This is a genomic window from Kitasatospora sp. NPDC056800 (assembly GCF_042789775.1).
Taxonomy (GTDB): domain Bacteria; phylum Actinomycetota; class Actinomycetes; order Streptomycetales; family Streptomycetaceae; genus Kitasatospora.
Genome location: NZ_JBHUAL010000093.1, coordinates 1 through 23,557 on the forward strand (window position 1 = coordinate 1; position 23,557 = coordinate 23,557).

The 23,557-nt window shown below is 74.3% G+C and carries 17 protein-coding genes; 8 read left to right on the plus strand and 9 right to left on the minus strand.

Annotation, left to right across the window (positions count from 1 at the left end):
- Window positions 1–36 precede the first annotated feature (36 nt).
- From pcp to ACFRQN_RS21075, 6 genes are all read right to left on the minus strand, one after another.
- Window positions 37–720: a pyroglutamyl-peptidase I gene (pcp, locus tag ACFRQN_RS21050; RefSeq protein ID WP_079272827.1), complete on the minus strand. Its 684-nt coding sequence runs from the start codon at window positions 718–720 to the stop codon at window positions 37–39.
- 130 nt (window positions 721–850) lie between these two features.
- Entirely contained in the window at window positions 851–2,044 is a 1,194-nt protein-coding gene (locus ACFRQN_RS21055; RefSeq protein WP_380741514.1) for an alpha-hydroxy-acid oxidizing protein, read from the minus strand.
- A 146-nt stretch (window positions 2,045–2,190) separates the two neighbouring features.
- Window positions 2,191–3,423: an MFS transporter gene (locus tag ACFRQN_RS21060; RefSeq protein WP_380741515.1), complete on the minus strand. Its 1,233-nt coding sequence runs from the start codon at window positions 3,421–3,423 to the stop codon at window positions 2,191–2,193.
- Window positions 3,424–3,577: 154 nt separating this feature from the next.
- The gene (locus ACFRQN_RS21065; protein ID WP_380741516.1) at window positions 3,578–4,306 is read right to left on the minus strand and encodes a MerR family transcriptional regulator; all 729 of its coding nucleotides are present in this window, start codon (window positions 4,304–4,306) and stop codon (window positions 3,578–3,580) included.
- Window positions 4,307–4,369: 63 nt separating this feature from the next.
- A complete protein-coding gene (locus ACFRQN_RS21070) occupies window positions 4,370–5,284 on the minus strand; it encodes an alpha/beta fold hydrolase (RefSeq protein WP_380741517.1) in 915 nt (304 codons plus the stop codon).
- Window positions 5,285–5,377: 93 nt separating this feature from the next.
- Window positions 5,378–6,370 carry a GlxA family transcriptional regulator gene (locus tag ACFRQN_RS21075; protein WP_380741518.1) on the minus strand — a complete coding sequence of 331 codons (993 nt, stop codon included), beginning with the start codon at window positions 6,368–6,370 and terminating at the stop codon, window positions 5,378–5,380.
- Between the two features lie 112 nt (window positions 6,371–6,482).
- On the opposite strand from ACFRQN_RS21075, the gene ACFRQN_RS21080 reads away from it, so the two are divergent.
- The 8 genes from ACFRQN_RS21080 (at window position 6,483) to ACFRQN_RS21115 (ending at window position 19,587) form a co-directional block, all read left to right on the plus strand.
- Complete coding sequence (locus ACFRQN_RS21080) at window positions 6,483–7,124, plus strand: HD domain-containing protein (RefSeq protein WP_380741519.1); 642 nt, start codon at window positions 6,483–6,485, stop codon at window positions 7,122–7,124.
- A gap of 214 nt (window positions 7,125–7,338) precedes the next feature.
- Window positions 7,339–8,802: a DUF2079 domain-containing protein gene (locus ACFRQN_RS21085; RefSeq protein ID WP_079272825.1), complete on the plus strand. Its 1,464-nt coding sequence runs from the start codon at window positions 7,339–7,341 to the stop codon at window positions 8,800–8,802.
- Window positions 8,803–8,933: 131 nt separating this feature from the next.
- Window positions 8,934–9,344, plus strand: a complete 411-nt coding sequence (locus tag ACFRQN_RS21090; RefSeq protein ID WP_074005787.1) for a GntR family transcriptional regulator — start codon at window positions 8,934–8,936, stop codon at window positions 9,342–9,344.
- Between the two features lie 113 nt (window positions 9,345–9,457).
- On the plus strand, window positions 9,458–10,390 hold the full coding sequence (locus tag ACFRQN_RS21095) for an ABC transporter ATP-binding protein (RefSeq protein WP_380741520.1): 933 nt from the start codon (window positions 9,458–9,460) through the stop codon (window positions 10,388–10,390).
- Window positions 10,387–11,385 carry a hypothetical protein gene (locus tag ACFRQN_RS21100; RefSeq protein WP_380741521.1) on the plus strand — a complete coding sequence of 333 codons (999 nt, stop codon included), beginning with the start codon at window positions 10,387–10,389 and terminating at the stop codon, window positions 11,383–11,385. Before ACFRQN_RS21095 ends, ACFRQN_RS21100 begins: the two co-directional genes overlap by 4 nt.
- Before the next feature lie 293 nt (window positions 11,386–11,678).
- Window positions 11,679–16,295 (plus strand): AAA domain-containing protein, encoded by a 4,617-nt coding sequence (locus ACFRQN_RS21105; protein ID WP_380741522.1) that lies wholly within the window; start codon window positions 11,679–11,681, stop codon window positions 16,293–16,295.
- Window positions 16,292–17,143 carry a hypothetical protein gene (locus tag ACFRQN_RS21110; RefSeq protein WP_117492861.1) on the plus strand — a complete coding sequence of 284 codons (852 nt, stop codon included), beginning with the start codon at window positions 16,292–16,294 and terminating at the stop codon, window positions 17,141–17,143. The genes ACFRQN_RS21105 and ACFRQN_RS21110 overlap by 4 nt, the downstream gene beginning before the upstream one ends.
- A gap of 278 nt (window positions 17,144–17,421) precedes the next feature.
- Window positions 17,422–19,587, plus strand: a complete 2,166-nt coding sequence (locus ACFRQN_RS21115) for a DEAD/DEAH box helicase (RefSeq protein WP_380741523.1) — start codon at window positions 17,422–17,424, stop codon at window positions 19,585–19,587.
- A gap of 5 nt (window positions 19,588–19,592) precedes the next feature.
- Here the strand turns inward: ACFRQN_RS21115 and ACFRQN_RS21120 are convergent, their stop codons facing one another.
- The 3 genes from ACFRQN_RS21120 to ACFRQN_RS21130 form a co-directional block, all read right to left on the minus strand.
- A complete protein-coding gene (locus ACFRQN_RS21120; RefSeq protein ID WP_380741524.1) occupies window positions 19,593–20,246 on the minus strand; it encodes a response regulator in 654 nt (217 codons plus the stop codon).
- Window positions 20,234–21,568: a sensor domain-containing protein gene (locus ACFRQN_RS21125; protein ID WP_380741525.1), complete on the minus strand. Its 1,335-nt coding sequence runs from the start codon at window positions 21,566–21,568 to the stop codon at window positions 20,234–20,236. The genes ACFRQN_RS21120 and ACFRQN_RS21125 overlap by 13 nt, the downstream gene beginning before the upstream one ends.
- Window positions 21,569–22,797: 1,229 nt before the next feature.
- Entirely contained in the window at window positions 22,798–23,550 is a 753-nt protein-coding gene (locus tag ACFRQN_RS21130) for an FAD:protein FMN transferase (protein ID WP_380741534.1), read from the minus strand.
- Between the last annotated feature and the right edge of the window lie 7 nt (window positions 23,551–23,557).

Sequence of the window (23,557 nt, forward strand, 5' to 3'; positions counted from 1 at the left end):
CTCGTCGACCGGTCCGGTCGACGAGGGCCCGGGCGGTCAGCCGCCCCGGCGGGGCAGCCAGGTCCGTCGGCGCGGGCCGGCCACCGTGCCGACGGGCGGCGAGTGGAGGGCGGCCACGGCGCTGCGGATCAGGATGCGCACCCCCTCGGCCGCCGTCTCCGCCGACATCGACGCGCTCGTGTCCCGGCCGGACACCTGGCTCGGCAGGTACGGCAGACGCGCGAACCCTCCACGCAGCTCCGGGCGTTCGGTGGCGATCAGGTGCGCCAGCCCGTAGAAGACGTGGTTGCAGAGGTGGGTGCCGGCGGTGTGCGAGACGGTGGCCGGGATCCCGGCCAGCTGGACCGCCGCCACGCAGGCTTTGACCGGCAGCGAGGAGAAATAGGCGGCCGGGCCCTCCGGCACGACCGGCTGGTCGACCGGCTGGTTGCCCTTCCGGTCGGGAGCGCGGACGGCGTCGTCGAGGTTGACCGCCACCCGCTCGACCGTGAGGTCCGGGCGGTTGCCGCCCTGGCCGGTGGCGATGACCAGGTCCGGCTCGAACCGGGCCACCGCCCGGCGCAGTTCGGCGATCGAGTCGCCGTACACCCAGGGCAGCCCGGCGAACTCCAGGGCCACTCCGGCCGGCGGACCGGCGGCGACCAGCCGGCCCGCCTCCAGGGACGAACTCAGGGGATCGCGGCCGAACGGTTCGAAGGCGGTCAGCAGGACGCGGATGATGGCGGACCTCCCAGCGTACGGGAACGTACGGAACCGATTTGTGCCTTCGAGCGTAGGGCCGTCCCGAATGTCCCGGCAAGCCCCGCAGGTCGCGGTCGGACACCGTTGGACACCGGGACTTCACCCGGCGTCAGGTCCGGCGCAGCGCGCCGTCCGCACGGAGCGAGTCGAGGGTGGGGTAGCCGTCGACGGCCATCAGGAGGTCGGCCTCGGCGAGCAGTGACCGCAGCACGTGGACGATGCCGTCGGTGCCCTCCAGCGCCAGGCCGTAGGCGTACGGGCGGCCCACGCCGACGGCGGTGGCGCCGAGGGCGAGCGCCTTGACGACGTCGGTGCCCGAGCGGACGCCCGAGTCGAAGAGGACGGGCAGTCCGTCGGCGGCCGCGACCACGTCGGGGAGCACGTCGAGGGCGGCCAGGCCGCCGTTGGCCTGGCGGCCGCCGTGGTTGGAGCAGTAGACGCCGTCGACGCCGCCGTCCCTGGCGCGGCGCACGTCCTCGGGGTGGCAGATGCCCTTGAGGAGGATCGGCAGGTCGGTGAGCGAGCGCAGCCAGGGCAGGTCGTCCCAGGTCAGCGGGTTGCCGAAGACGCCGGCCCACTCCAGGACGGCCGCCCGCACGTCCTCCTCCGGCGCCTTGGCGAGGCGGGCGCGGAACACCGGGTCGGAGGTGTAGTTGGCCAGGCAGTGGCCGCGCAGCTGCGGGAAGTTGGCGGTGGCCAGGTCGCGCGGGCGCCAGCCGGTGACCCAGGTGTCCAGGGTGACGACGATGCCCCGGTAGCCCGCGGCCTCCGCCCGGTGGACCAGGCTCTCCGCCAGTGCCCGGTCGGTGGGGGTGTAGAGCTGGAAGAAGCCGGGGGTGTCGCCGAACTCGGCGGCCACCTGCTCCAGCGGATCGACCGTCAGGGTGGAGGCGACCATCGGGACGCCGGTCCGGGCGGCGGCCCGGGCGGTGGCCAGGTCCCCGTGGCCGTCCTGTGCGCACAGGCCGATCACCCCGATCGGCGCCATGAACAGCGGGGTCGGCAGCCGCAGGCCGAACAGCTCCACCGACAGGTCCCGCGTGCTCGCGCCGACCATCATCCGCGGCACCAGGCCCCACCGCCCGAAGGCGGCGACGTTCGCGCGCTGGGTGGACTCGTCGCCCGCGCCGCCCGCGACATAGGAGAGCACCGACGGCGGCAGCGCCGCGCCCGCCCGCGCCTCCAGCTCGGCGAAGGCCATCGGCAGTGTCGGCAGGACGCCGCCGAGCCCGCGCAGGTAGATCTCGGTCTGGTAGTCGCCGAACCGCCCCTGGAACGCCGGGTCACTCTGCTGGTCGACCATCCGCCGGCCGTCCTTCCGTCCGCACCCGCCCGGGACCGTCCCGGCCGGCGCCGCCCGCCCACCCCGCAGGACGGGCGGGCGGGTCGACGGCACCCCGGCATTCTCGCCACGAACCGTGCCGACGGCCAGGGTCGGGGCGCGGGTGTTCAGGGTGTCGGCTCGGGACGGACCCGGTGGCCGTACCGCCACACGGTGGCCGCGGCGAGCAGGGCGACCGCCCCGCCGAGCAGCATGACCGTGGCGGGGGAGGAGTGGTCCACCACCAGCCCGCCGGTCAGCGCGCCGATCGAGAAGCCGGCCTGGAACGCCGAGGTGAAGACCACCCCGGCACCCTCCGGGGCGTGCGGGGCCGCAGCGAGGAACCAGCTGAGCGAACAGACCGGGACGGCGCCGTACGCCACGCCCCAGAGGGCCAGCAGGACGGCGGCGCCCGGACCGCCGGTGCCCAGCAGCGGCAGCAGCAGGGCCGCGGCGGCGAGCAGCACGGCCGCCGTGCCGAACACCGGACGCAGTGCCCCGGCCGCCCGGCCGCCGGCCAGGACGTTGCCGAGCAGTCCGGCGGCGCCGTAGCCGAGCAGCAGGGCGGTGACCAGGCCGGGGCCGGCGTGGGTGGTGCCGGTGAGGAACGGGGTGACGTAGGTGTAGCTGCCGAAGTGGGCCGGCACGATCAGGAAGGTCACCGCGATCCCGGTCCGGGTGCCCCGGCCGGCCAGCAGTCCGCGCAGCACGCCCAGCCCGGTGGCGGTCAGCGGGGGCAGCGGCGGCAGCGACCGCAGGAGGGCGGCCAGCGCGAGCACGGTCAGCGCCGCCATCGCCAGGAAGGCCGCCCGCCAGCCGGCCACGGAGCCGAGGATCACCCCCGCCGGCACGCCGAGCACCGAGCCGAGCGGGACGGCCGAGAAGATCAGCGTGTTGGCGCGGGCCTGCCGGTGCTCCGGGACGAGGCGCGGGGCGAGCCCGGAACCGATCGACCAGAACGCCCCGATGACCAGACCGAGGGCGACCCGGGCGGTCAGCACCGCCCAGTAGGCGGGGGCCAGGGCGCTGAGCAGGTCCGCCAGGGTCAGGACCAGCAGCAGCGCGCAGAGCATCGTCCGCCGGTCCGCACGCCTGGTCGCGACGGTCACCACGGGGGCGGCCACCGCGGCGACGATGCCCGGCAGGGTCATCATCAGCCCGGCCGTGCCGTCGGAGATCCGGAAGGTGGCGCCGATCGGGGTCAGCAGGCCGATCGGGAGGATCTCGGTGGTGACGATGGAGAAGACGCCGGTCGTCACGGCGAGGACGGCGAGGGTGCCGCCGCCGTTGCGGGGGCGGGACTTCGGGGTGGGCGGCTTCGGGGTGGGCTGGGTCGAGCTGAGGGTGGTGCCGGTCGGCATGCCGGAGGTCCCGTCGGTGGGTGGTGGGTGTGTCACCCGAAGTCCACCAATCCGACCGGGGGTTGGGCTGGCGTGAATCCGACGTCAACGCTTCCGCGCGGGGCCGGCGGTCCGGCGCGTCGCCCTGCGGTTCGGCGCGGCCCGGGGCCCGGTGCTAGTCGGCGGTGTGGCGCCGTCTGGCGCGGTGCGCGATCTCGCCGAGGATGCGCTGCCAGGTCGGCGAGGCCTCGGCGAGCCGGGAGAAGATCACCGCCTGGTTCCCGGGCCGGCTGCTGTCCCGCCCGTGGGCGACCTCCCACGCGTCCAGGTCGTCGATCAGCCGGTCCACGCGCGGATCGTCCGGTGCCCAGTCGAGCGACTGGTCGCAGAGCAGGAACAGCCGCGTCGTCTCGGGGTCGTCGAAGCTTGCGTTCTTCTCCTGGATGCCCCGGCGCATGGCCTCCGGGTCCAGGGCCTGGTGCAGGATCCAGGTGTCGCGTTCGAGCCGTACCGACTGTTCGCCGACCCCGAGCGCGCGCATCCGGTCCAGGATGGCGACCACCTCGGGCGGCAGGGCGAGCCGTTCGCCGCTCGCCAGGTCGGCGATCCGGCGGCGGTGCTCGGCGAGCTGCTCGATCCGGCGCTCCAGTTCGGCGTCGAGGTCGGCGACGGCGGCGGCGAACTCCTCGGGCCGTGCCCGCAGCATTTCGTCGATCCGGGCCAGCGGCACGCCGGCGTCGGCGAGCGTCCTGATCCGGATGAGGTCGACCGCCGCCTGAGCGCTGTAGCGGCGGTAGCCGGAGCCGTCGCGTTCGGGCTCGGGCAGCAGTCCCACCTGGTGGTAGTGGCGCACGGTGCGTACGGTCACGCCGGCGGTCGACGCGAGTTGACCGATCGTCAGCACCGGTGCGCTCCTGTCGTGTTGACGTCCTGCGGCCGGGGTGGCGCCAGGGGCCGGGGTCGAAGTCTAGGCGCGGCCCGCCCGGTCCACGACGTCGCGGATCGCCTGGACCACGGCGTCGGCCCGCTCGAAGACGAACTGGCTGTGGCCGGTGTCGGGGAGGATACGCTGCTCCCCGTCCGAGACGGCGTCCACCATGGCCGCGTACAGCCGCGTCTTGCCGTCGTGCATCGCCCGCAGGGCCTCCTCGGACATCAGCGCCTGCTGGCCGGGGTCGACGCCCAGCGGGGTGAGCGCGATCAGCGGGACGTCGGGCAGGTCCGCCCCGGCCCGTAGCTCGACGGCCAGGTCGGCCATCGAGGCGCGCTCGGCGATGCCGGCGTGGATCCAGCGCTCGCTCACGTGGTACTCGACCACCGCGTCCCGGACGTCCGCCGGGAAGTCCACGAGCAGTTCCGCGGCCATCTGCCGGATGCCCGGGAGTGCCTGCCGCAGCTGCTCCTCGGTGGGCGACAGCCGCACGCTGGCGGCCAGGCTCGCCTCGGCGGGCATGTAGTCGTCCCAGTCCCGGTGGAAGGCGTCCAGCCAGACCAGCCCGGCCACGTCCTGCGGGTAGCGCTGGGCGAAGCCGTGGGCGTAGGCGCCGCCGAGCGAGTGCGCGACCAGGACGTACGGGCCGGGGACGCCCTGGGCGTGCAGCAGTTCGTGCAGTTCGGTCGCCACCTCGGCGGCGGTGCTCGGCAGCGCGGCGTCGTCGCTGAAGCCGGTGCCGCCGCGGTCGTACACCACGGTGGTGGTGAACCGCGAGGCCCCTTGCTGGACGCCGAAGTAGTCCAGGCCGATGGCGCTCGCGCCGGGCAGGAGGACGACCGCGGGCCCGCCCGTGCCCTGGCGGTGCAGGTAGAGGCGGCGGCCGTCGATCTCCTGGAAGCCGCCGACCGGGGGGTGGAGCGGAGTGCTGGAGGTGCTCTCGTTCGTCATGCGGCAAGCCTGCAACCCTGACGTAGCGTCAAGGTCAAGCGTCCGGTCGCGGGACTTCCCCGGGAGGGGCCGGGCCGCCGTCGCGGGGGGGCGTCAGGGGCTCGGGGCGCTCGGGGCGGCCGTGGTGGTGAAGCGGTTGCGGAACTCGGTGGGCGTGGTGCCCAGCCGGCGGGCGAAGGCGCGGCGCAGGGTCTCGTCGCTGCCCAGGCCGCTGAGCCGGGCGGCGGCGGTGATGCCGTGGCCGTCGAGGAGCAGCTGTTGGGCGCGGTCGAGGCGGACGCGCTCGACCCAGCGGGCCGGGGTGGTGTTCAGCTCGGCCTGGAAGAGCCGGGTCAGGTGGCGAGTGCTGACGGCGGCCGCGGCGGCCATCGCGGGCAGGCTGTGGTCGGCGCCCGGGTCGGCGAGGACGGCGTCGGTGAGCGTGCGCAGCAGGCCGCTGCGGGCGGGCGGGGTGGCCAGGGCGGTGGAGAACTGCGACTGGCCGCCCGGGCGCTGCACGAAGACGACCAGCTCGCGGGCGATGGCGCGGGCGGCCTCGGCGCCGTGGTCGTGCTCGACCAGGGCGAGGGCGAGGTCGATGCCCGCGCTGATGCCGGCGCTGGTGTGGTAGCGGCCGTCCCGGACGTGCAGGGCGTCGGGTTCGACCCGCACCCCGGGGTGGCGGAGCGCGAGGGCGGTGGCGTGGCGCCAGTGGGTGGTGGCCCGGCGGCCGTCGAGCAGCCCCAGCGCGGCGAGCACGAAGGCGCCGCTGCACACCGAGGCGACCCGCCGCGCCCGCCCGGCGAGGCCCTCCGCGGCGGCGAGCAGGGGTGCGTCCGGGCCCCGGGCGGCCAGGTGGTCGGCGCCGGCGACGACCAGGGTGTCGAGGGGTTCCCGGGGGCCGAGTGCTCCCTGGACGTCGTCCGGTGCGGCGGTGTCCGCCAGGGCCACGCCGTTGGAGGCGGTGACGGTGCCGCCGCCCGGGGAGACCAGGACGGTCCGGTAGGGGTGGCCGAGCCGGCCGGCCTGGTGGAACACCTCCAGCGGACCGCTGACGTCGAGCAGCGTCACCCCGTCGAACACGAGGAAGGCGACCAGGCGCGTCATGTCCGAATCCGAGGTCCGGCTGTCCGTACCGACATGGCGGCAGCGTACGCCACCGGGCGAGGGTGGAGGAGTCGACCGAACAGCCCCCGAAACGAATGAACGCGGAGGAACCATGACGAACGAGACGATCGCGGGCGTGCGCGTCCCGGACAGCGCCCTGGCCCGGGAGGCGACCGAACTGGTGCGGGAGGCGGCCTCGCCCCTGCTGTTCGACCACTCGCGCCGGGTGTTCCTGTTCGGGGCGCTGCGCGGCGCCGAACAGGGGCTGGAGTTCGACCCGGAGCTGCTGTACGTGGGCGCGATGTTCCACGACCTCGGCCTCACCGGCCGCTTCGCCCGGACCGACCAGCGGTTCGAGATCGACGGTGCCGACGAGGCCCGCCGCTTCCTGGCGGCCCACGGCATCACCGGCGAGCCGGCGCAGCGGGTCTGGACCGCCATCGCCCTGCACACCACCCCGGAGATCCCGCTGCACATGGCGCCGGAGATCGCCCTGGTCACCCGCGGCGTGGAACTGGACGTGCTGGGGATCGGCTACCACGCGATCTCCGCGGAGCAGCGGGCCGCCGTGGTCGCGGCCCATCCGCGGCCCGACTTCAAGAACCGCATCCTGGCCGCGTTCACCGACGGCATCAAGGGCCGCCCGGACACGACCTTCGGCAACGTCAAGGCGGACGTGCTCGCGCACTTCGTGCCCGGCTTCGAGCGCGGCGACTTCGTGGAGGTGATCAAGGGCTCCGAGTGGGAGGAGTGAGCCGGGGCGGGGCCCTCGGCTGAGGGGTTCTGGTCGCGGGCGTTGGATGCGGGCGCTGGCCGTGGGCGTTGGTTGCGGGCATCGGTCGGGGGCGTTGGACGCGGGCTTCTGAGGGCAGCCCGGGGGCCCGGTCGGCGTCGCCCGGCCGGGTTTGACGGGGGCTCGGGGTTCCACCACCCTTCCACTAATCGAATAGTGAAAGGGTACTTTGCCGATGCCCGCTCCCTCCTCCGTGTCCCGGGCCGTTCCGAGTACGGCCGCTCTTCCGTCCGTACCGCCCCGCGCCCGCCGCCCCGCCCCGCTCGCGTGGGGCCTGGCGGCCGGGTTCGCCGTGCTGTACGCCTGCGTCGCCGTCAACCGGCACCGGCGCGGCCTCACCAAGGCCTACGACCTGGGCATCTTCGAGCAGGCCGTCCGGGCGTACGCCCACGGGCAGGCGCCGATCGTGCCGCTCAAGGGCCCCGGCTACCACCTGCTCGGGGACCACTTCCATCCGCTGATCGCGGTCCTCGCCCCCGCCTACCGGGCCTTCCCGAGCCCGCTCACCCTCGTCGTCGCCCAGGCGCTGCTGATGGCGCTGGCCGTCGTCCCACTGACCCGCTGGGCCCACGAGGTGGCCGGGCCGCGGGTGGCGCTGCTCGTCGGCTGCGCCACCGGGGCCTCCTGGGGGATCGTCCGGGCGGCGGCCGACGACTTCCACGAGATCGCCTTCGCCGTCCCGCTGCTCGCCTTCGCTGCCACCGCACTCGGCCGGCGCCGGCCGCTCGCCGCCGCGCTCTGGTCGCTGCCGCTGCTGCTGGTCAAGGAGGACCTCGGGCTGACGGTGGCCGCCGTCGGGGTCCTGATCGCCTGGCAGGCCCGGCGGGAGCGGCACAGCAGCCCACTGCCCGGACTCGCCCTCGCCGCCGTCGGGCTCGCCGCGACCGCGCTCACCGTGCTCGTCGTGCTCCCGGCGTTCAACCCGAGTGGGAGCTTCGACTACTGGCAGCAGCTGGACGGCGGCGGGCAGGGCGGGCAGGCCTCGCTCTGGGAACTGCCACTGCGGCTCGGCTGGCCGCCGGTCAAGTGGCTGCTGCTGTTCCTGCTCGCCGCCACCGCCGGCTTCATCGGCCTGCGCTCACCGCTCCTGCTGCTCTGCGTGCCCACCCTCGCCTGGCGGCTATTCTCTTCAAACTCGCACTACTGGGGCGTCAGTTACCACTACAGCGCGGTGCTGATGCCGATCGCGTTCGCGGCCCTGGTGGACGTCCTGCGCCGGGTTGACGCGCGCCGCCGCGTCGAGGTGCGCCGGGCCAGGCGCGGACTCGCCGTCAGTGCCCTGGTGGCCGCCGTGACGCTGCCGCTCTACCCGCTGCACGAGGTGGTGATGCCCGAGGCCTGGCGCACCTCGCCCCGGCTCACCGAGACCCGGGCGCTGCTCCACCGGATACCCGACGACGCCACCGTGGCCGCCTCCAACCGGCTGGCGGCCCAGCTCACCCGCCGGACGGAGGTCACCCTGGTGTGCCGGGCTCCGGAGGGCCCTGGCCCGCAGTGGGTGGCCGTCGACCTGCGCGACCCGAGCGTGCAGGCCCCGTGCGCCGCCGCCGACACCGCCCGGATGCTGGCCGTCTACCGGGAGCGCGGCTACCGGCCGCTGGTCGAGCAGGACGGCCTGCTCCTGCTGCAACGCCCCTGAGCCGCCTCCCGGGCCGGACAACCCCCGAGCATCGGACAGCTCCAGACCGGATACCCCCCGGGTCCGGCTTGACCCGCGCGGCGCCGTGCGCCACCATTCCACTATTGAACTAGTGAAAGGCTGAATCGCCGGTGATCGAGTACCGCATCGAGCGGCGCAGCGGCGTCTCCACCTACCAGCAGATCGTGCAGCAGACCAAGCAGGCCCTGCGGCTCGGACTGCTCCAGCCCGGAGACAAGCTGCCGACCGCCCGAGAGGTGGTCGAACTGACCGCGATCAACCCCAACACCGTGCTGAAGGCCTATCGCGAGCTCGAACGCGAAGGCCTGGTCGAACCCCGCCCGGGGCTCGGCACCTTCGTCCGGCGCTCGCTCGCCCGGCCGGAGGCGGCGGCGGACGGGCCGCTGCGGGCGGGCCTGGTCGGGTGGGTGGACCAGGCCCGGGAGGCCGGACTGGAGCGCGAGGACATCACCGCGCTGATGGCCTCCGTCCTGGAGCAGCGCTTCGACACCGGGGTCTCCGGCTCCGACGACGGGGTCTGAGGCTCCGAAACCGGGGGCCGAAACCGGGGCTCCGACATCGGGGGGCCCGAAACCCCGACACCGGGGCCTGCGGCTCCCCGGCAACACCGAACCGAGAACAGTGGGGGGACCGGGTGGACGACCCGACGACCACGGCGCCCGCGACGGCGCCGGCCCTGGAGGCCGAAGGCCTCGGCAGGAGGTACCGCGGCGGCTGGGCGCTGCGCGGCTGCGACGTCACCGTCCCGGCCGGGCGGATCTGCGGCGTGGTGGGCCCCAACGGCGCGGGCAAGAGCACCCTGCTCTCCCTCGCCGCCGGCCAACTCGCGCCCACCGAGGGCAGGGTGCGGGTGCTCGGCGCCACCGCCGGTGCGCCCGAGCTGCGCGCCCGGGTCGCCTACGTGCCGCAGGACAAGCCGCTCTACCCGGGCCTCACCGTCGCCGAGACGCTGCGGATGGGCCGCGAGCTCAACCCGGTGTGGGACGAGGCCGTGGCCCAACAGATCGCAGATCAGGGCGAGTTGAACCCCAAGGCGCGGATCGGCTCGCTCTCCGGCGGCCAGCGCACCCGGGTCTGCCTCGCCCTCGCCCTCGGCAAGCTCCCCGACCTGCTGCTGCTCGACGAACCGATGGCCGACCTCGACCCGCTCGCCCGGCACCAGCTGATGGGCACGCTGATGTCGGTCGCCGCCGAGCGCGGCGCCGGCATCGTGCTGTCCTCGCACATCCTCCCCGAGCTGGACGGCGTCATCGACCACCTGCTCCTCGTCCAGCGCGGACGCGTCCGGCTGGCCGGTGACCTGGAGGAGATCCTCGACGGGCACCGACTGCTCACCGGGCCGGCCGCCCAGGGTTCCTCCCTGGCCGCCGAGACGGTGGTCGAGCAGCGCGTCAGCGGCCGCCGGGCCGTCGCCCTGGTCCGCACCGACGAGCCGGTGGACGGCGACTGGGAGAGTGAACGCCCGAGTCTGGAGGACCTGCTGCTCGGCTACCTCCGGGCCTCCGCCGACACCTCCGCCGACAACCCGAACCACGTGAAGCCCGACCCGAACGGGGTGGCCGCATGAGCACCGACCTCCTGCCCGACCGGGCCCCCACCCCCGCACCCGCCGACCGGCGGCCCGCCACCCCCGCCCTGCGCGGGCTCATCTGGCTGACGCTCCGTCAGAATCGCTTCCTGCTCTGGACCCTGGGCGTGCTGCTCGTCCTCGCGGTGGCGGACCTCGTCTGGATCCACGTCGCCCTCCGCCACATCATCGGCGTCCTGCGGCGGACCGGCTGCTACTACCCCGACTCCTGGTCCGAATCCGAGTGCTGGGCCCTCCTCGCACCGATCAACCGCCCCAACTTCTGGTACCTGGAGGTCCTCCAGCCCGCCGTCACCGTCCTCCCGCTGCTGATCGGCGTGTTCATCGGCGCCCCGCTGCTGGCCCAGGAGTACGAACGCGGCACCATCCGGCTGATCCGCGCCCAGTCCGTCAGCCCGGCCCGCTGGCTGGCCGTCCGCCTCGCCGTCCCCGGCCTCGCCGTCCTGGCCGTCAGCGGCGTGATCGCCGTCCTGATGACCTGGGTGTGGTGGACGGACATCGCACACGGTCCGGACGCCTTCGACCCGCCGTTCCAGTTCTTCACCTACCCGGCCATCGGCCTCGCCCCGGTCGCCTGGTCCCTGTTCGCGCTGGCCCTCGGTGTCCTGGTCGGCCAACTCGTCCGCCGCACCCTCCCCGCGATGTTCGCCACCGGCGCCCTCGTCGCCACCGCCCACGGCCTGGTCGTCTGGGCCCGCCCGCTCTTCTACCCGGTCGTGGAACAGGTGGCCCCCGTGGGCACCGCCCAGCCCACCAACGCCTGGCTCATCGACCAGGGCGTCGTCTTCCCCGACGGCACCCGCGTCACCACCGACTCCTGCGCCCTCAACACCACCTGCAACACGGCCAGCGCCTCCTGGCTCCGCTTCCACCCGGCCGCCCACCTCACCCCCATCCAACTCGTCGAAGCCGGCATCCTCCTGGCCCTTGCCGCGGCCCTCCTGATCGCCGTCTTCCGCCGCATCCGCGCCTGACGCGACGGTTGTCCGCGGCGTCGAAAACCGTCGCCGACAGTTCCTATTCCTCGTCAATCCCCCGGCACCGCCGGGGGATTTTCCATGCCCGAAACCGCCTGGTCGGGCGGCTCTTCAGATGTTCGATGGCAGGAAATGCGTTCGCTTTCCGGTGCCGTTGAAATGGCCATCCGAATTTCCGCCGAGTGAAAGTCGGCCATCGGTCGGCGGGAATTCGGCCACTCTGGCCCGACCGGCTTCCGGTCCCCGAGGCCGCCCCCATGCTGGAACGTTCGTCACCGACTGAAGGGAGAATGGTGAGCGTTCCACGACGACATGCGGGTGACCCCGATGTCATCGGTCAGACCGCCGCGCTGGTCGGATTCCTGCGCGAGGTCGTGCAGAGCAGCCATCAGCGGCTCCGGGACACGCGTTCCTGGGGGCCGCTCTGGCTGGCCGACCTGCCGGCGAAGGTGCCCCGGCCGTCCGGGGACGACGACCGTCCGTTGTTGGTCCTGGACCACGTTCCGCAGGCCGCGGCGCCGGAACTGCCGCCGGTGCTGGAGGGGTGGGTCGACGAGCGGCTGTGCCAGGACGCCGATGCCGAGGACCCGCCGCTCGCGGAGGAGGGTCCGTACCGGACCGGGGAGCCGGCGGCGGGCGGAGTCGACGGGTGGCAGGGCGACGAGGCGGTCGTCGCGCGGAAGGAGGCCGCGGAGGTCCTGCGGGCGTACGGTCCGTGGCTCGCGCGCTGGCGGATCTGGGCCGAGCGGGAGCGGTCCGAGCGGTCGCGGCGTCAGCTCTACGAGAAGGTCTACCACTGGCACCAGCAGTTGGCGCGGCAGGACGACCAGCAGGAACTCGTGCTCGCCGCAGGCCTGTTGAGCTGGCGGGAACCGAACGGCGGGGTGATCCACCGGCACGTGCTCTCGCGGCGGGTGGAGACCCACGTCGATCGGCGGACCGCGCAGATCACCGTGCGCCTCACGGAGAGCGGAGCGGTCCGGCTGGAGGATCGGGACTTCCTGGACGCGGACGACGGCTGGGTGCCGGAGCGTGCGGCGGCGTTCAACGAGGAGCTCTCCGCGCTGCCCTTCCACCTGTTGAGCGAGGAGGCGCTGGAGTGCCTCTCGCAGTGGCTGGACCTGGTCCTGCCCAGGCCGGTGGCGTTCAGCACCAACTGGCGTCCGCCGGCGGGACCGGATGAGGGCGCCAGGCTGACCTTCGCGCCCGCCCTGCTGAAGCGGCCCAGGGACCGCAACGAGGTGTTGAGGTTCTACGACCGCATCGCGGAGAGCGTGGTGTCCGAACGCCGGGCCCCGCTCGGGCTGGCGCAGTTGGTGATGTCGCTGAACCCCGAGGACCGGCAGAACTGGGGCGGGCGGCAGGCGCCGGCGCTCTTCGGCGACGAGCCGCTGTTCCCCGGCAAGACCAATGCCCAGCAGCGTTCCGTACTCCAGCGGCTGCAGCGGGACACCGGCGTGGTGGTGCAGGGCCCGCCCGGCACCGGAAAGACGCACACCATCGCCAACCTGGTGTCCGCGCTCCTGGCCCAGGGCCAGCGGGTGCTCGTGACCAGCGCCAAGGACCAGCCGCTGACCGTGCTCCGGGACAAACTCCCGCCGGCTGTAAGGGACTTGTGCGTGTTGCTGCTCAGCACCACCAGCCAGGACGGTGCCAGCGAACTGGAACGCACCATCAACGCGCTGAGCGATCGGGTGGCGGCGGGCGACACCGAGCAGCTGCGGGACGAGATCCAGCGGCTGACCCAGCGCCGGTACGAGGTGCGCAGCCGGATCAAGCTGCTGACCGAGCAGGTGGTCTCGCTGCGGGAAGCGGAGGTCTACCAGCACCCGGAGGTCGCACCGGGCTACTCGGGGACGCTCGCCGCGATCGTGCGGAAGGTGCAGGACGAGGCGGTGCGGCTGGGCTGGATCGGCAGGCTGCCGAACCGGGCGCCGGAGGCACCGCCGCTCTCGCCCGTCCAGGCGGAGGAACTGCTCGCGCTGCTGCGGGACGGCGCCGGGCAGTGGACGGAGTCCGGGGTGTTCCCGGCGGCGGAGACGCTGCCGACGTCCGGCCAGGTCGCGGCGGCCCTCGCGGTGAGCCAGTTGAGCGTCAACGGTCTCTCACCGGCGGCGATCGAGGTGCGCAACGTCCTGGCCGCCCTGGAGACCTCCACCACGGACCGGCTGACCGAGCTGCTGGGCTCCGGCCGAAACCGACTGCACCGTCTGGGTGTTCACCGGGAGGCCGCGCGCTGGGGCGACGAGGGCTGGGTGGAGCGCGCGCTGACGGACCGGCTGGCCCGGCGCCACCCCGATCTCTGGCAGCGTGTCGCCGACGTCGCGCGCGTGCTCCCCGAGGTGGCCGAGGGCCTCGACCGGGTCGGTCTGCGCACGGTGGTCCTCCCGGACCTCCTGGTCCCCGAGCGCGCCCGCCGGATGGCGGCCACGATCCCGGCCCTGATGGAGCAGCTGTCGGCGGGCCGCAGGCTGCGGACCCGGTTCGCGTTCAGGGCGCAGCGGGAGGCCGAGGAACTCCTCGGCAGTTGCACGGTGGACGGCAAGGTGCCGGCCTCCGCCGACGATCTCGGCGCCGTGCTGGCCCATCTGCACGCGCACGCGGCCCTCGCCGCCGTGGCGGCCCGCTGGGAGCAGGTGGGAGCGGCAGTGCCGGAAGCGCCGCTGGAGGTGCGACTGGCCTCGCTGTCCGAGCGCTACCGGCACCTCGCCGAGGTCGACGGATTCGGCCGGATCCGTGAGCAGGTCGACGAACTCCTGGTCCACCACGGGGTCTACCTCGACCTGACCCGGCCGCAGGCGTGGCAGGACTTCGCCGAGGCCGTCGCGGCCCTGGCCGGCCGGCAGCGCGCGGAGGAGGCCTCGGAGCGGCTCGGCCGATGGGACCGGCTCCTGCGCGGCGGGGAGGACGGCGTGGCCGCGCCGGTCGAGGCGCTCGCCATGGCGCAGGCCCTGCGCGACCGCGACGTCGACCGGTACACCAAGGAGCTCGAAGCGCTCGCGGCAGCGCAGCAACGGGACCAACGGCGGCGCCGCTGCGTGGAGTTGCTCGACGGACTGCGCAGCGCGTCGCCCGCGCTCGCCGGCAGGCTCGAAGCGGAGGCCGAGGACCCGGCCTGGGACGAGCGGCTCGCCCGGCTCCGGGACGCGTGGGCCTGGGCGAAGGCGTCCGAGTTCATCGACGACGAACGCGCGCCCGGCCGGGAACAGCGCCTCGACGGTGAACTCACCGAGCACGAGGCGAAGTTGGAGGAGCTCACGGGAGACCTGGCCGCCGCACACGGCCGGCTGCACTGCCTGGTGCGGATGACCCAGGAGCAGCGCTCGGCACTCCAGGCCTACCGCACGCACATGGCGTCGTACGGCAAGGGCAAGGGCAAGAGCGCCTCCCACTTCAAGGCGGCCGCCCACAGCGCGATGCAGGTCGCCCAGGGAGCGGTGCCGGCCTGGGTGATGCCCATCGCGCGGGTGGCGGAGATGATCAAGCCCAGGCAGGACGCCTTCGACGTGGTGATCGTCGACGAGGCCAGTCAGGCCGGCATGGACGCGCTGTTCCTGCTCTGGCTCGCGCCGAGGATCATCGTGGTCGGCGACGACAAGCAGTGCACGCCACCGGTCACCGGGCTGGGCCGCACCCAGCAGATCCAGGACCGGCTGTCCGCGCACCTGCCGGAAGTCCCCGCCCACCTGCGCCAGTTGTACATGCCGCACTCCAACCTGTACCAGCTGCTGTCGACGTTCTTCCCGTCCACCATCCGCCTGCAGGAGCACTTCCGCTGCATGCCCGAGATCATCGGCTGGTCCTCGGAGACCTTCTACACCCCGCCGGGCCTCATCCCGCTGCGGCAGTACGGCGGTGAACGGCTCGACCCGCTGCTGACGCACTACGTCGAGGGCGGGGTCACCGAGGGACGCGACGGACGGATCCGCAACCCGAAGGAAGCGGAGGCGATCGTGGACTGCCTCGCCGAGCTGGCCGCGGACCCGGCGTACGAGCACAAGACCATGGGCGTGATCGTGCTCCAGGGCTTCGGCCAGGTCAAACTGCTGGAGCAGCTGATCGAACAGCGCCTGCCGGCCCCGGTCCGGGAGCGCCACCGCATCCGGGTGGGAACCCCGGCCCAGTTCCAGGGCGACGAGCGGCACGTCATCCTGCTGTCGATGGTGGTCGACCGGGTGCGGAAGATCGCCGGCGGCATGCGCAGCGAGCAGCAGGCCTACAACGTGGCGGCCAGCCGCGCCCAGGACCAGATGCGGCTCTTCTACTCGGTGCCGCCGGACCAGCTCAAACCCGGGGACCTGCGGCTCAACCTCCTGGGCTACATGCAGAATCCGCCGGCCGCACTGGCGGAGGCGGCCGACCTCGGCGCCGTGCTGCCCGACGTCCGGCGCCCGCCCTTCGACTCCCTCTTCGAACAGCAGGTCTACCTGCGGCTCAAGGAGCGCGGCTACCACGTGGTGCCCCAGTACCCGGCGGGCAGCAAGCGCATCGACCTGGTGGTGATCGGCGCGCGCGGCCGCCTGGGCGTGGAGTGCGACGGCGACTACTACCACTCGACCCTCGACCAGATCCGGCACGACCAGCAGCGCGACCGTGAACTCCAGCGGGTCGGCTGGCGGTTCTGGCGCATCCGGGAGAGCGAGTTCAGGTTCGACCCGGACGAGGCCCTGGCGGGCCTGTGGGAGGAACTCGACCGGCAGGGCATCCGCCCGGCGAACTACTCCCGGCCCTCCCCGCCGCCGGGAGACACGCGGCCGTGGACGCCACTGGAACTGCCGGAGGGCGACGAACTGCCCGACGAAGGAGCGGAGAACCACGAGCCGCCGGGGCGACAGGGCCCCGACGACGGGGACGGTGCCGAATCCGCCCCCGCCCCTGACACCGATTCGACCGGAGGAACGGCATGACCCAGACGCACAGCCGGCAGGACGACCGCACGCTGGACGAGAACACCCTGGAGGAACTCGCCCGCGTCGTCGCGGGCGACGACGACCTCCTCTACCGCCGCGGCTTCGAGATCGCGGCCTTCCTCAAGCGGGCCGGCTGGCAGGAGGTGCCCGAGTACGACGGCCAGTACCGCAGGGAGTGGGCCGCCGAACTGCTGATGGCCCGGCGCGACCAGCCCGGGGAGATCGAGAAGGTGCTGCTCAGGCTGGCCGATCCGCGTGAGTACCTCGAGGAGCCCGGCCTGCTCACCGAGGTCGTGACGGCGGTCAACACCTTCCTCATCCACGAGGGGTACCGGCTGGAGAACCCCGGCGGCAGCCCCAGGCTGGTGTCGTGCGACCCGGCGCTGGCGCACCCGACGCACTACGGCTCCGCCGAGCTGAAGGTCGTCATGGCGGACCTCATCGCCGACGAGGCCATGGCGGAACTGCTCCAGTGGCGTCTGGACGAGGCCCGCACCTGCTACGCCAACGGCGCCCATGTCGCGGCGATCATCATGCTCGGCTCGTTGATGGAGGGCGTGCTGCTCCAGACCGTCGTGGAACGGGACCCGTCTCTCCTGGGCAGGGACTCCGAGGACAGCATCAACCTGGACAGGTTGATCAAGGCGTGTCACCGAGTCGGGTGGCTCGGCCCGGACGCCGAGAAGTTCAGCCACGAGCTGCGCAGGTACCGGAATTTCGTGCACCCCAAGGCCGAGGCCCGGCAGAGCCACCGGCCGGACCGCGACACCCTGGCCATCTGCTGGCAGGTGGTCAACGCGGCCCTGAACGACCTCGCCGACACGCACCCCGGCCGTGCCCGGTAGCAGGGCCGGTGCAGGGCACACGCGTCGCGGTCGGAGTGGTCCGAGGAGTCGTGGGACTTCAGGAAGCGGCGGCGGCCGGTCTCGCTGAAGCAGGACGGGGCGGTCGCGGCGATTCGGGTTCCGCGGTGACGCCCGAGCCGTAGGTGCGGGGGCCGGCGGCTTCGGTGGAGGGGGTTGGTGTCCACCGGGGCCGCCGGTCGGTCGTGGGCCAGGACGGCGGGGAGTGGTGGGTGGGATCATGGTGCCGTCCTGGGTGTGCGGAGTGAGGCGGGGGTCGGGTGGTGGGGGAGCGGCGGCGGGTCGGGGTGGTCCTGGCCGAGGCGGAGGGGTTGCGGGCGGCGGCCGGGGCGGTGGTGGCGGACCACCGGGGTGCCGTGGAGCAGGTGCGGGTGGCGTACGTCGGGGTGCGGGACCGGCTGGTGCGGGAGGAGTTGGGGGCCATCCCGGTGGCGCGGCTCCGGGACGTGACGGAGGGGCGGCTGCGGGTCGGGGCGCTGGAGGCGGCCGGGCTGGGGACGGTGCGGCAGGTGGTGGAGGCCTCCGGCTACACGCTGCGGCTGATCCCGGGGGTCGGGGCGCAGACGGCGGCGCAGGCGCTGGCCGCGGCCGGGCAGATCGCCCGGGCGGTCGAGCAGACGGTGGCGGTGCGGCTGGACGTCGAGCGGCAGGACGCGATGAGCTCCGCGCTGGTCGTGGCGCTCCAGCGGCTGGTGGCCGCGGGGCCGGAGGCGCGGCGGGCCCGGGAGACCGCGGAGCGGGTCCTGGCCGAGGTCGAGCCGCTGGTGGCGGCCGCGGGGCTGGCCCGGGGGGTGCTGCGCGGGCTGTTCGCCGGGCGGGAGCGGCGGGCGCAGGCGCAGGCGGCGGTCGAGTCCCTGGCGGAGGCGCTGGTCGGGTTCGCGGCGCGGGAGGTCCCGGTGCTGTTCGCCCAGGCCTCGGTCGACCTGCTGCGTCCGCCGCTCGACCCGGTCGAGGCGTGGACGGACTTCGAGCTCCGCTCGGCCGACTACTACGGCGTGCTCGGCGGGATCGTCGAGGAGGCCGGGGTCGAACTCGCCGCCGCCGAGGGGTTCCTGCCGGAGGACCTGTCGGACCGGGTGCGGGCCGAGCCGCTGGACGACGCCCACTGCCGGGTCTCGCTGCGCGGCTACCAGGCGTTCGGGGCGCGGTTCGCGCTCGCCCAGCGGCGGGTGATCATCGGGGACGAGATGGGCCTCGGCAAGACGGTGCAGGCGATCGCCGTGCTGGCGCACCTGCGGGCCCGGGGGAGCACCCACTTCCTGGTGGTCTGCCCGGCCAGCGTCCTGATCAACTGGATCCGGGAGGTCGAGTCGCGCAGCACCCTGCGGGCGTTCCGGGTGCACGGACCGGAGCGGGAGGCGGCGCTCGCCGAGTGGCTCCGGGACGGCGGGGTCGCGGTGGTGACCTTCGACGGGCTGCGCCGCCTGGAGGCGTCGGAGGTGGCGGAGTCGGCCGCGGTCGGGATGGTCGTGGTGGACGAGGCGCACTTCGTCAAGAACCGTGCCGCGCAGCGCTCCCGGGCGGTGGCCGCCTGGGCGGAGCGGGTGGAGCGGGTGCTGTTCCTCACCGGGACGCCCATGGAGAACCGGGTGGAGGAGTTCCGCACCCTGGTGGAGTACCTCCAGCCCGCGCTGGTGCCGCTGGTCCGGCAGGGTTCGGCGGCCGCCGGGCCGGCGGCCTTCCGCAAGGCCGTCGCCCCGGCCTACCTGCGCCGCAACCAGCAGGACGTGCTCACCGAGCTGCCCGAGGTGGTGCACGTGGACGAGTGGGAGGAGTTCTCGCCCGCCGACCTCGCCGCCTACCGGTCGGCCGTCGCGGCGGGCAACTTCCCGGCGATGCGCAGGGCCGGTTACGCGGACCCGGTGGAGTCGGCCAAGCTGAAGCGGCTGCTGGAGATCGTCCGGGAGGCGGCGGACGGCGGGCTGAAGGTGGTGGTCTTCTCGTTCTTCCGGGACGTCCTGGCGGCCGTCCAAACGGCCCTGGACCAGCGGGCGTTCGGGCCGATCGACGGTTCGCTGGAGTCGGCGCGGCGGCAGGACGTGGTGGACGGCTTCAGCGCCGCGCCCGGGCACGCGGTGCTGCTCTGCCAGATCCAGGCCGGGGGCGTGGGGCTGAACATCCAGGCGGCCTCGGTGGTGATCCTGTGCGAGCCGCAGGTCAAACCGACCCTGGAGGAGCAGGCGGTGGCCCGCTCGCGCCGGATGGGGCAGGTCCGCCGGGTGCGGGTGCACCGGCTGCTCGCCGCGGACAGCGTCGACCAGCGGGTGCTGGACCTGCTGCGGGCGAAGGGCCGGCTGTTCGACGAGTACGCGCGGCGCAGCGAGGTGGCGGAGTCGACGCCGGAGGCGGTGGACGTGTCGGAGCAGTCGCTGGCGGCGCTGATCGTCGAGGAGGAGCAGCTGCGGCTGGCGGCCGCCGAGGGCTGAACGCGTCAATCGGCGAGCGTGCGCAGGTAGGTGAGGACGGCACGGACCCGGCGGTGGCCGGTGTCGGGGGCGGGCATGCCGAGCTTGCCGAAGATGCTGCCGATGTGCTTGTTCACCGAACTCTCGGCGAGGAAGAGGAGCCGGGCGATGGTCGGGTTGTTGTGGCCCTCGGCCATCAGGGCGAGCACCTCGCGCTCGCGCGGGGTGAGGGCGGCCAGCGGGTCGGGGCCGGTGCGGTGGGCCATCAGCTGGGAGATGACCTCCGGGTCCATCGCGGTGCCGCCCTCGGCGACCCGCCGCAGCGCCTGGAGGAACTCCTCGGCGCGGCCGACCCGGTCCTTGAGCAGGTAGCCGACGCCGGTGGCGCTGTCGGCGAGCAGCTCGGCGGCGTAGGCGCGTTCGACGTACTGGGAGAGGATCAGGACGGGCAGCGCGGGCAGTCGGCGGCGGGCCTCGACGGCGGCGCGCAGGCCCTCGTCGCGGAAGTCCGGGGGCAGCCGGACGTCGACCACGGCGACGTCGGGGCGGTGGTCGAGCAGTGCGGGCAGCAGGTCGTCGCCGTGCTCGACGGTCGCGCACACCTCGTGTCCCTCGCTGTGCAGCAGCAGGACCAGGCCCTCGCGGAGCAGGGCGTTGTCCTCGGCGATCAGGATCCGCACGGGATCTCCACTTCCAGGATGGTCGGGCCCCCGGGCGGGCTGGACAGGCGGGTGGTGCCGTCGAACGCGGCGGCCCGGCGGCGCAGTCCGGGCAGCCCGCTTCCGGCGCCCTCGACGGCGCCGCCCCGGCCGTCGTCCTCGACCCGGACGGCGATGGCGGCAGTGGTGATCCGCAGCCGGACCAGGGCGGTGCGGGCGCCGCTGTGCCGGGCGACGTTGGCGAGCGCCTCGGAGACCACGAAGTAGGCGGCGGCCTCGGCGGCGGCCGGTGCGCGTGGCGGCGGGTCGGCGGACTGATCGGCGGAACGGCCTGCGGATGCCTCGGAGTTGTGCAGCTCGACCCGGGTCGGTACGGCGCAGCGGGCGGCGAGCGACCGTACGGCCTCGGCCAGGCCGCGGTCGGCGAGCAGCGGCGGGTGGATGCCGCGCACCAGGGTGCGCAGCGACTCCAGGGCCTGTTCGGCGACGAGTTGGGTGGAGTCCACCAACGCGGCGGCCTGCTCGGGGCGTTGGTCGAGCGCGCGGCGGATCATGCCGAGCCGGAGCGAGACGGCCACCAGGTTGGCCTGGGCGCCGTCGTGCAAGTCCCGTTCGATCCGGCGCAGTTCGGCGGCGTGGGCGTCCAGTGCCTCGGACCGGCTGGTGGTCAGCTCCCGGACGCGGTGGGCGAGCGACACGCGGGGCCGGGCGACCAGCAGCCGGCCGGAGGCCCGGGCGTGCAGGTCGGCGAGCGGCGGCAGCGCCGCCAGGGCGACGGCGGCGTAGCCGATGCCGCCCAGCGCCGCGGCGGCGGCCATCGGCCAGGAGTCGACGGTCAGCAGGATGATCTTCCCGCGCTCGTCGGGTAGCAGCTGCCACCACACCGGCGCCGTCAGCCAGTTGAAGGCGTGGCTGCACAGGGTGAGGGCGCCGGCGCACAGGGCCGTCCCGGCCGTGCCGTGGGCGAGCAGCCAGAGCAGGTCCTTGCCGACGACCGGGTCGCGTAGGGACAGCCGGTCGCCGTACGGCGTGCGCAGCCGCTCGCCGCCGAGCCGGGCGCCGACCCGGCGTCGGTGGAAGTCGGCGGAGCGGCGCAGCAGTCGCAGGGCCGGCGGGAGGAGCGGCAGTCCCACGCCGACCAGGCAGAGGGCGAGGACGACGAGCAGCAGGCAGAGCCCGACCAGCGCGGCCAGACCGGTGCCGAGGCAGAGCAGGAGGTAGCGGGCGGCGGCGGGGAAGCGGCGAGCCGCGGACCGGGCGAAGGCGCGCGGGCCCGGGCGGCCCGGGCGGCCCGGGCGGACGGTCGGCCGGGCCGTGGACCCGTCAATCCTCGGCGTCCGCACGACTGTTCAGTGCCTCCGAGCTCCGAGCCGACTTTTCGATCACCCTAGCACCGGCCCCGGGACCGCCCTGGAATCGTTCCGCAGGCCGCCTCGAGGGCGAAGGCCCTTCCGCCGCCGCGCGGGGCGCCTCCACAATGGGCGGATCGATCGCGGAAGTGGGGGACCGGGATGGAGTGGCTGCTGGGGATCGGTGGAGCCCTGCTGCTCGGCGTGGTGACCAATCTGGTGTACGACTTCGCCAAGTTCGGCGGGTCCCGGCTCGGCTCCCGGGTGCCGGTGCCGCGGGTCCGGCGGGCGAGCCTGACAGCGGCGGCCCGGGCGCACGACGTGCGGGCGGACGGGCTGGCGCCGCTGATCACCTGGTCCGCGGCCCGGCCGCTGGTGCCGGGCACGCTGGTGACGGCGCACCGCGGGCGGGTGGAGCGCCCGCACGCGCTGGACGCGGCCGGGTGGGCCGAGGAGGTGGCGCGCCAGCGGGCGGCCGGTGCGGCGGGCCGGACGGCGTACATCTCGCGGCTGACGGTCGATCACGGCGAGCACGGCGGCGCGCGGGTCTGCGAGGTGGACATCGCCGAGAGCGACTACGCGGAGTGCATGGCCACCACCCGGCTGGGCCGGGAGGACCCGGCGGCGGCCCGGCTGCTGCGCGCGGCCCTGGACGAGGGACTGACGAGCTTCGTGGCCGTCGCCCCGCCCACGATGGTCAGCGCCTGCGTCGCGGTGCGGGACCGGCTGGGCCGGCTGCTGCTGCTCCGCCGCTCGCTGGCGGTCAACACCTTCCCGGCGCAGTGGACGGTCGGGATCAACGAGACGATGAAGTACCGCGACGAGCCCGGCGCCGCCGAGGACTTCTACGGGCTGGTCCGGCGGGCGCTGGAGGAGGAGCTGGGGCTGCTGCCGGACGACGTCGGGTCGACCGTGATCACCTGGCTGGGCTGGAGCGAGCCGGCCTCCTGCTACACGCTGGTGGCCACCGTCCGGTCCCGGCTCGACGCGGCCGGGATCGACCGCCGCCGCGAGGCCTGCCACAGCACCTTCGAGCACGACATGGCCGTCTGGGTGCCCTTCACCCGCCGTACGGTCTCCGAGCTGGTCGAGGGCGGCACCTGTCCGGACGGCTCGCGGCGCTGGTCGTACCTCGCGCCGCTGGTCGCCTGGGAGGCCTGGCGGGCGGCGCAGCAGGAACGACCGTTCCGCATACGGAACGAGCGTTCTCGGGGCGGCCGCGGTCAGCCGACGGTGGCCCGCCAGTCCGCCGGACCGCTCGCCGGGAGGTGCCCGGGCAGGCCCGGCGTCCAGCGCTTCGAGCCGTCCGGCAGGACGGCCAGGGCCTCGATGCCGGGTCGGCGGGCGGCCCAGGCGAGGGCGCGGTCCGGGCCCATGGCGAACGCGGCGGTGGCCCAGGCGTCGGTGCGGGCGATGCCGGTGCCCGGGGCGCCGACCAGGGTGAGCGAGGCCAGGCCCCGGGCCGGGCGGCCGGTCTGCGGGTCGAGGATGTGCGCGCCGCGCTCGGCGGTGCCGGAGGTGGCCACGGCGAGGTCGTGACCGGCGAGGACGGCGGCCAGCAGCCCCGGCTGCCGGGGGTCGGCGATGCCGATCCGCCACGGGCCGCCGGCGGTCTGCACGTCCCCGCCGCCGCTGACGCAGTACTGCCGGGCGCCGGAGGAGCGCAGCAGGCCGGCCGCCTGCTCGACCGCCCACCCCTTGACCCAGCCGCTCGGGTCCAGCCGCCCGCCCGGCCGCTCGCTGAAGTGGCCGTCCGTCTCGGCGGCCACGTCGCGGCAGGCCGCCAGCACGGCGCGGACCTCCGGATCGCAGTCGTCCAGGGCGAGTTCGCCCCGGTCGAGGCGGCTGATGTCGCTGTCCGGCCGATAGGTGGAGAACACCGCGTCGATCCGGTGCAGCCGTTCGGCGATCCGCTCCAGCGCGGCGGCGGTGCCGGGGCCGGGGTCGCGGACGGCGATCGAGAAGACGGTGCCCATCACGGGC

Coding starts and splice junctions, on each gene's coding strand:
- ACFRQN_RS21105 (WP_380741522.1), top strand. CDS start 11,679: ATGGTGAGCGTTCCACGACGACATGCGGGTGACCCCGATGTCATCGGT.
- ACFRQN_RS21070 (WP_380741517.1), bottom strand. CDS start 5,284: ATGACGAACGAGAGCACCTCCAGCACTCCGCTCCACCCCCCGGTCGGC.
- ACFRQN_RS21085 (WP_079272825.1), top strand. CDS start 7,339: ATGCCCGCTCCCTCCTCCGTGTCCCGGGCCGTTCCGAGTACGGCCGCT.
- ACFRQN_RS21055 (WP_380741514.1), bottom strand. CDS start 2,044: ATGGTCGACCAGCAGAGTGACCCGGCGTTCCAGGGGCGGTTCGGCGAC.
- ACFRQN_RS21075 (WP_380741518.1), bottom strand. CDS start 6,370: ATGACGCGCCTGGTCGCCTTCCTCGTGTTCGACGGGGTGACGCTGCTC.
- ACFRQN_RS21060 (WP_380741515.1), bottom strand. CDS start 3,423: ATGCCGACCGGCACCACCCTCAGCTCGACCCAGCCCACCCCGAAGCCG.
- ACFRQN_RS21130 (WP_380741534.1), bottom strand. CDS start 23,550: ATGGGCACCGTCTTCTCGATCGCCGTCCGCGACCCCGGCCCCGGCACC.
- ACFRQN_RS21100 (WP_380741521.1), top strand. CDS start 10,387: ATGAGCACCGACCTCCTGCCCGACCGGGCCCCCACCCCCGCACCCGCC.
- ACFRQN_RS21110 (WP_117492861.1), top strand. CDS start 16,292: ATGACCCAGACGCACAGCCGGCAGGACGACCGCACGCTGGACGAGAAC.
- ACFRQN_RS21080 (WP_380741519.1), top strand. CDS start 6,483: ATGACGAACGAGACGATCGCGGGCGTGCGCGTCCCGGACAGCGCCCTG.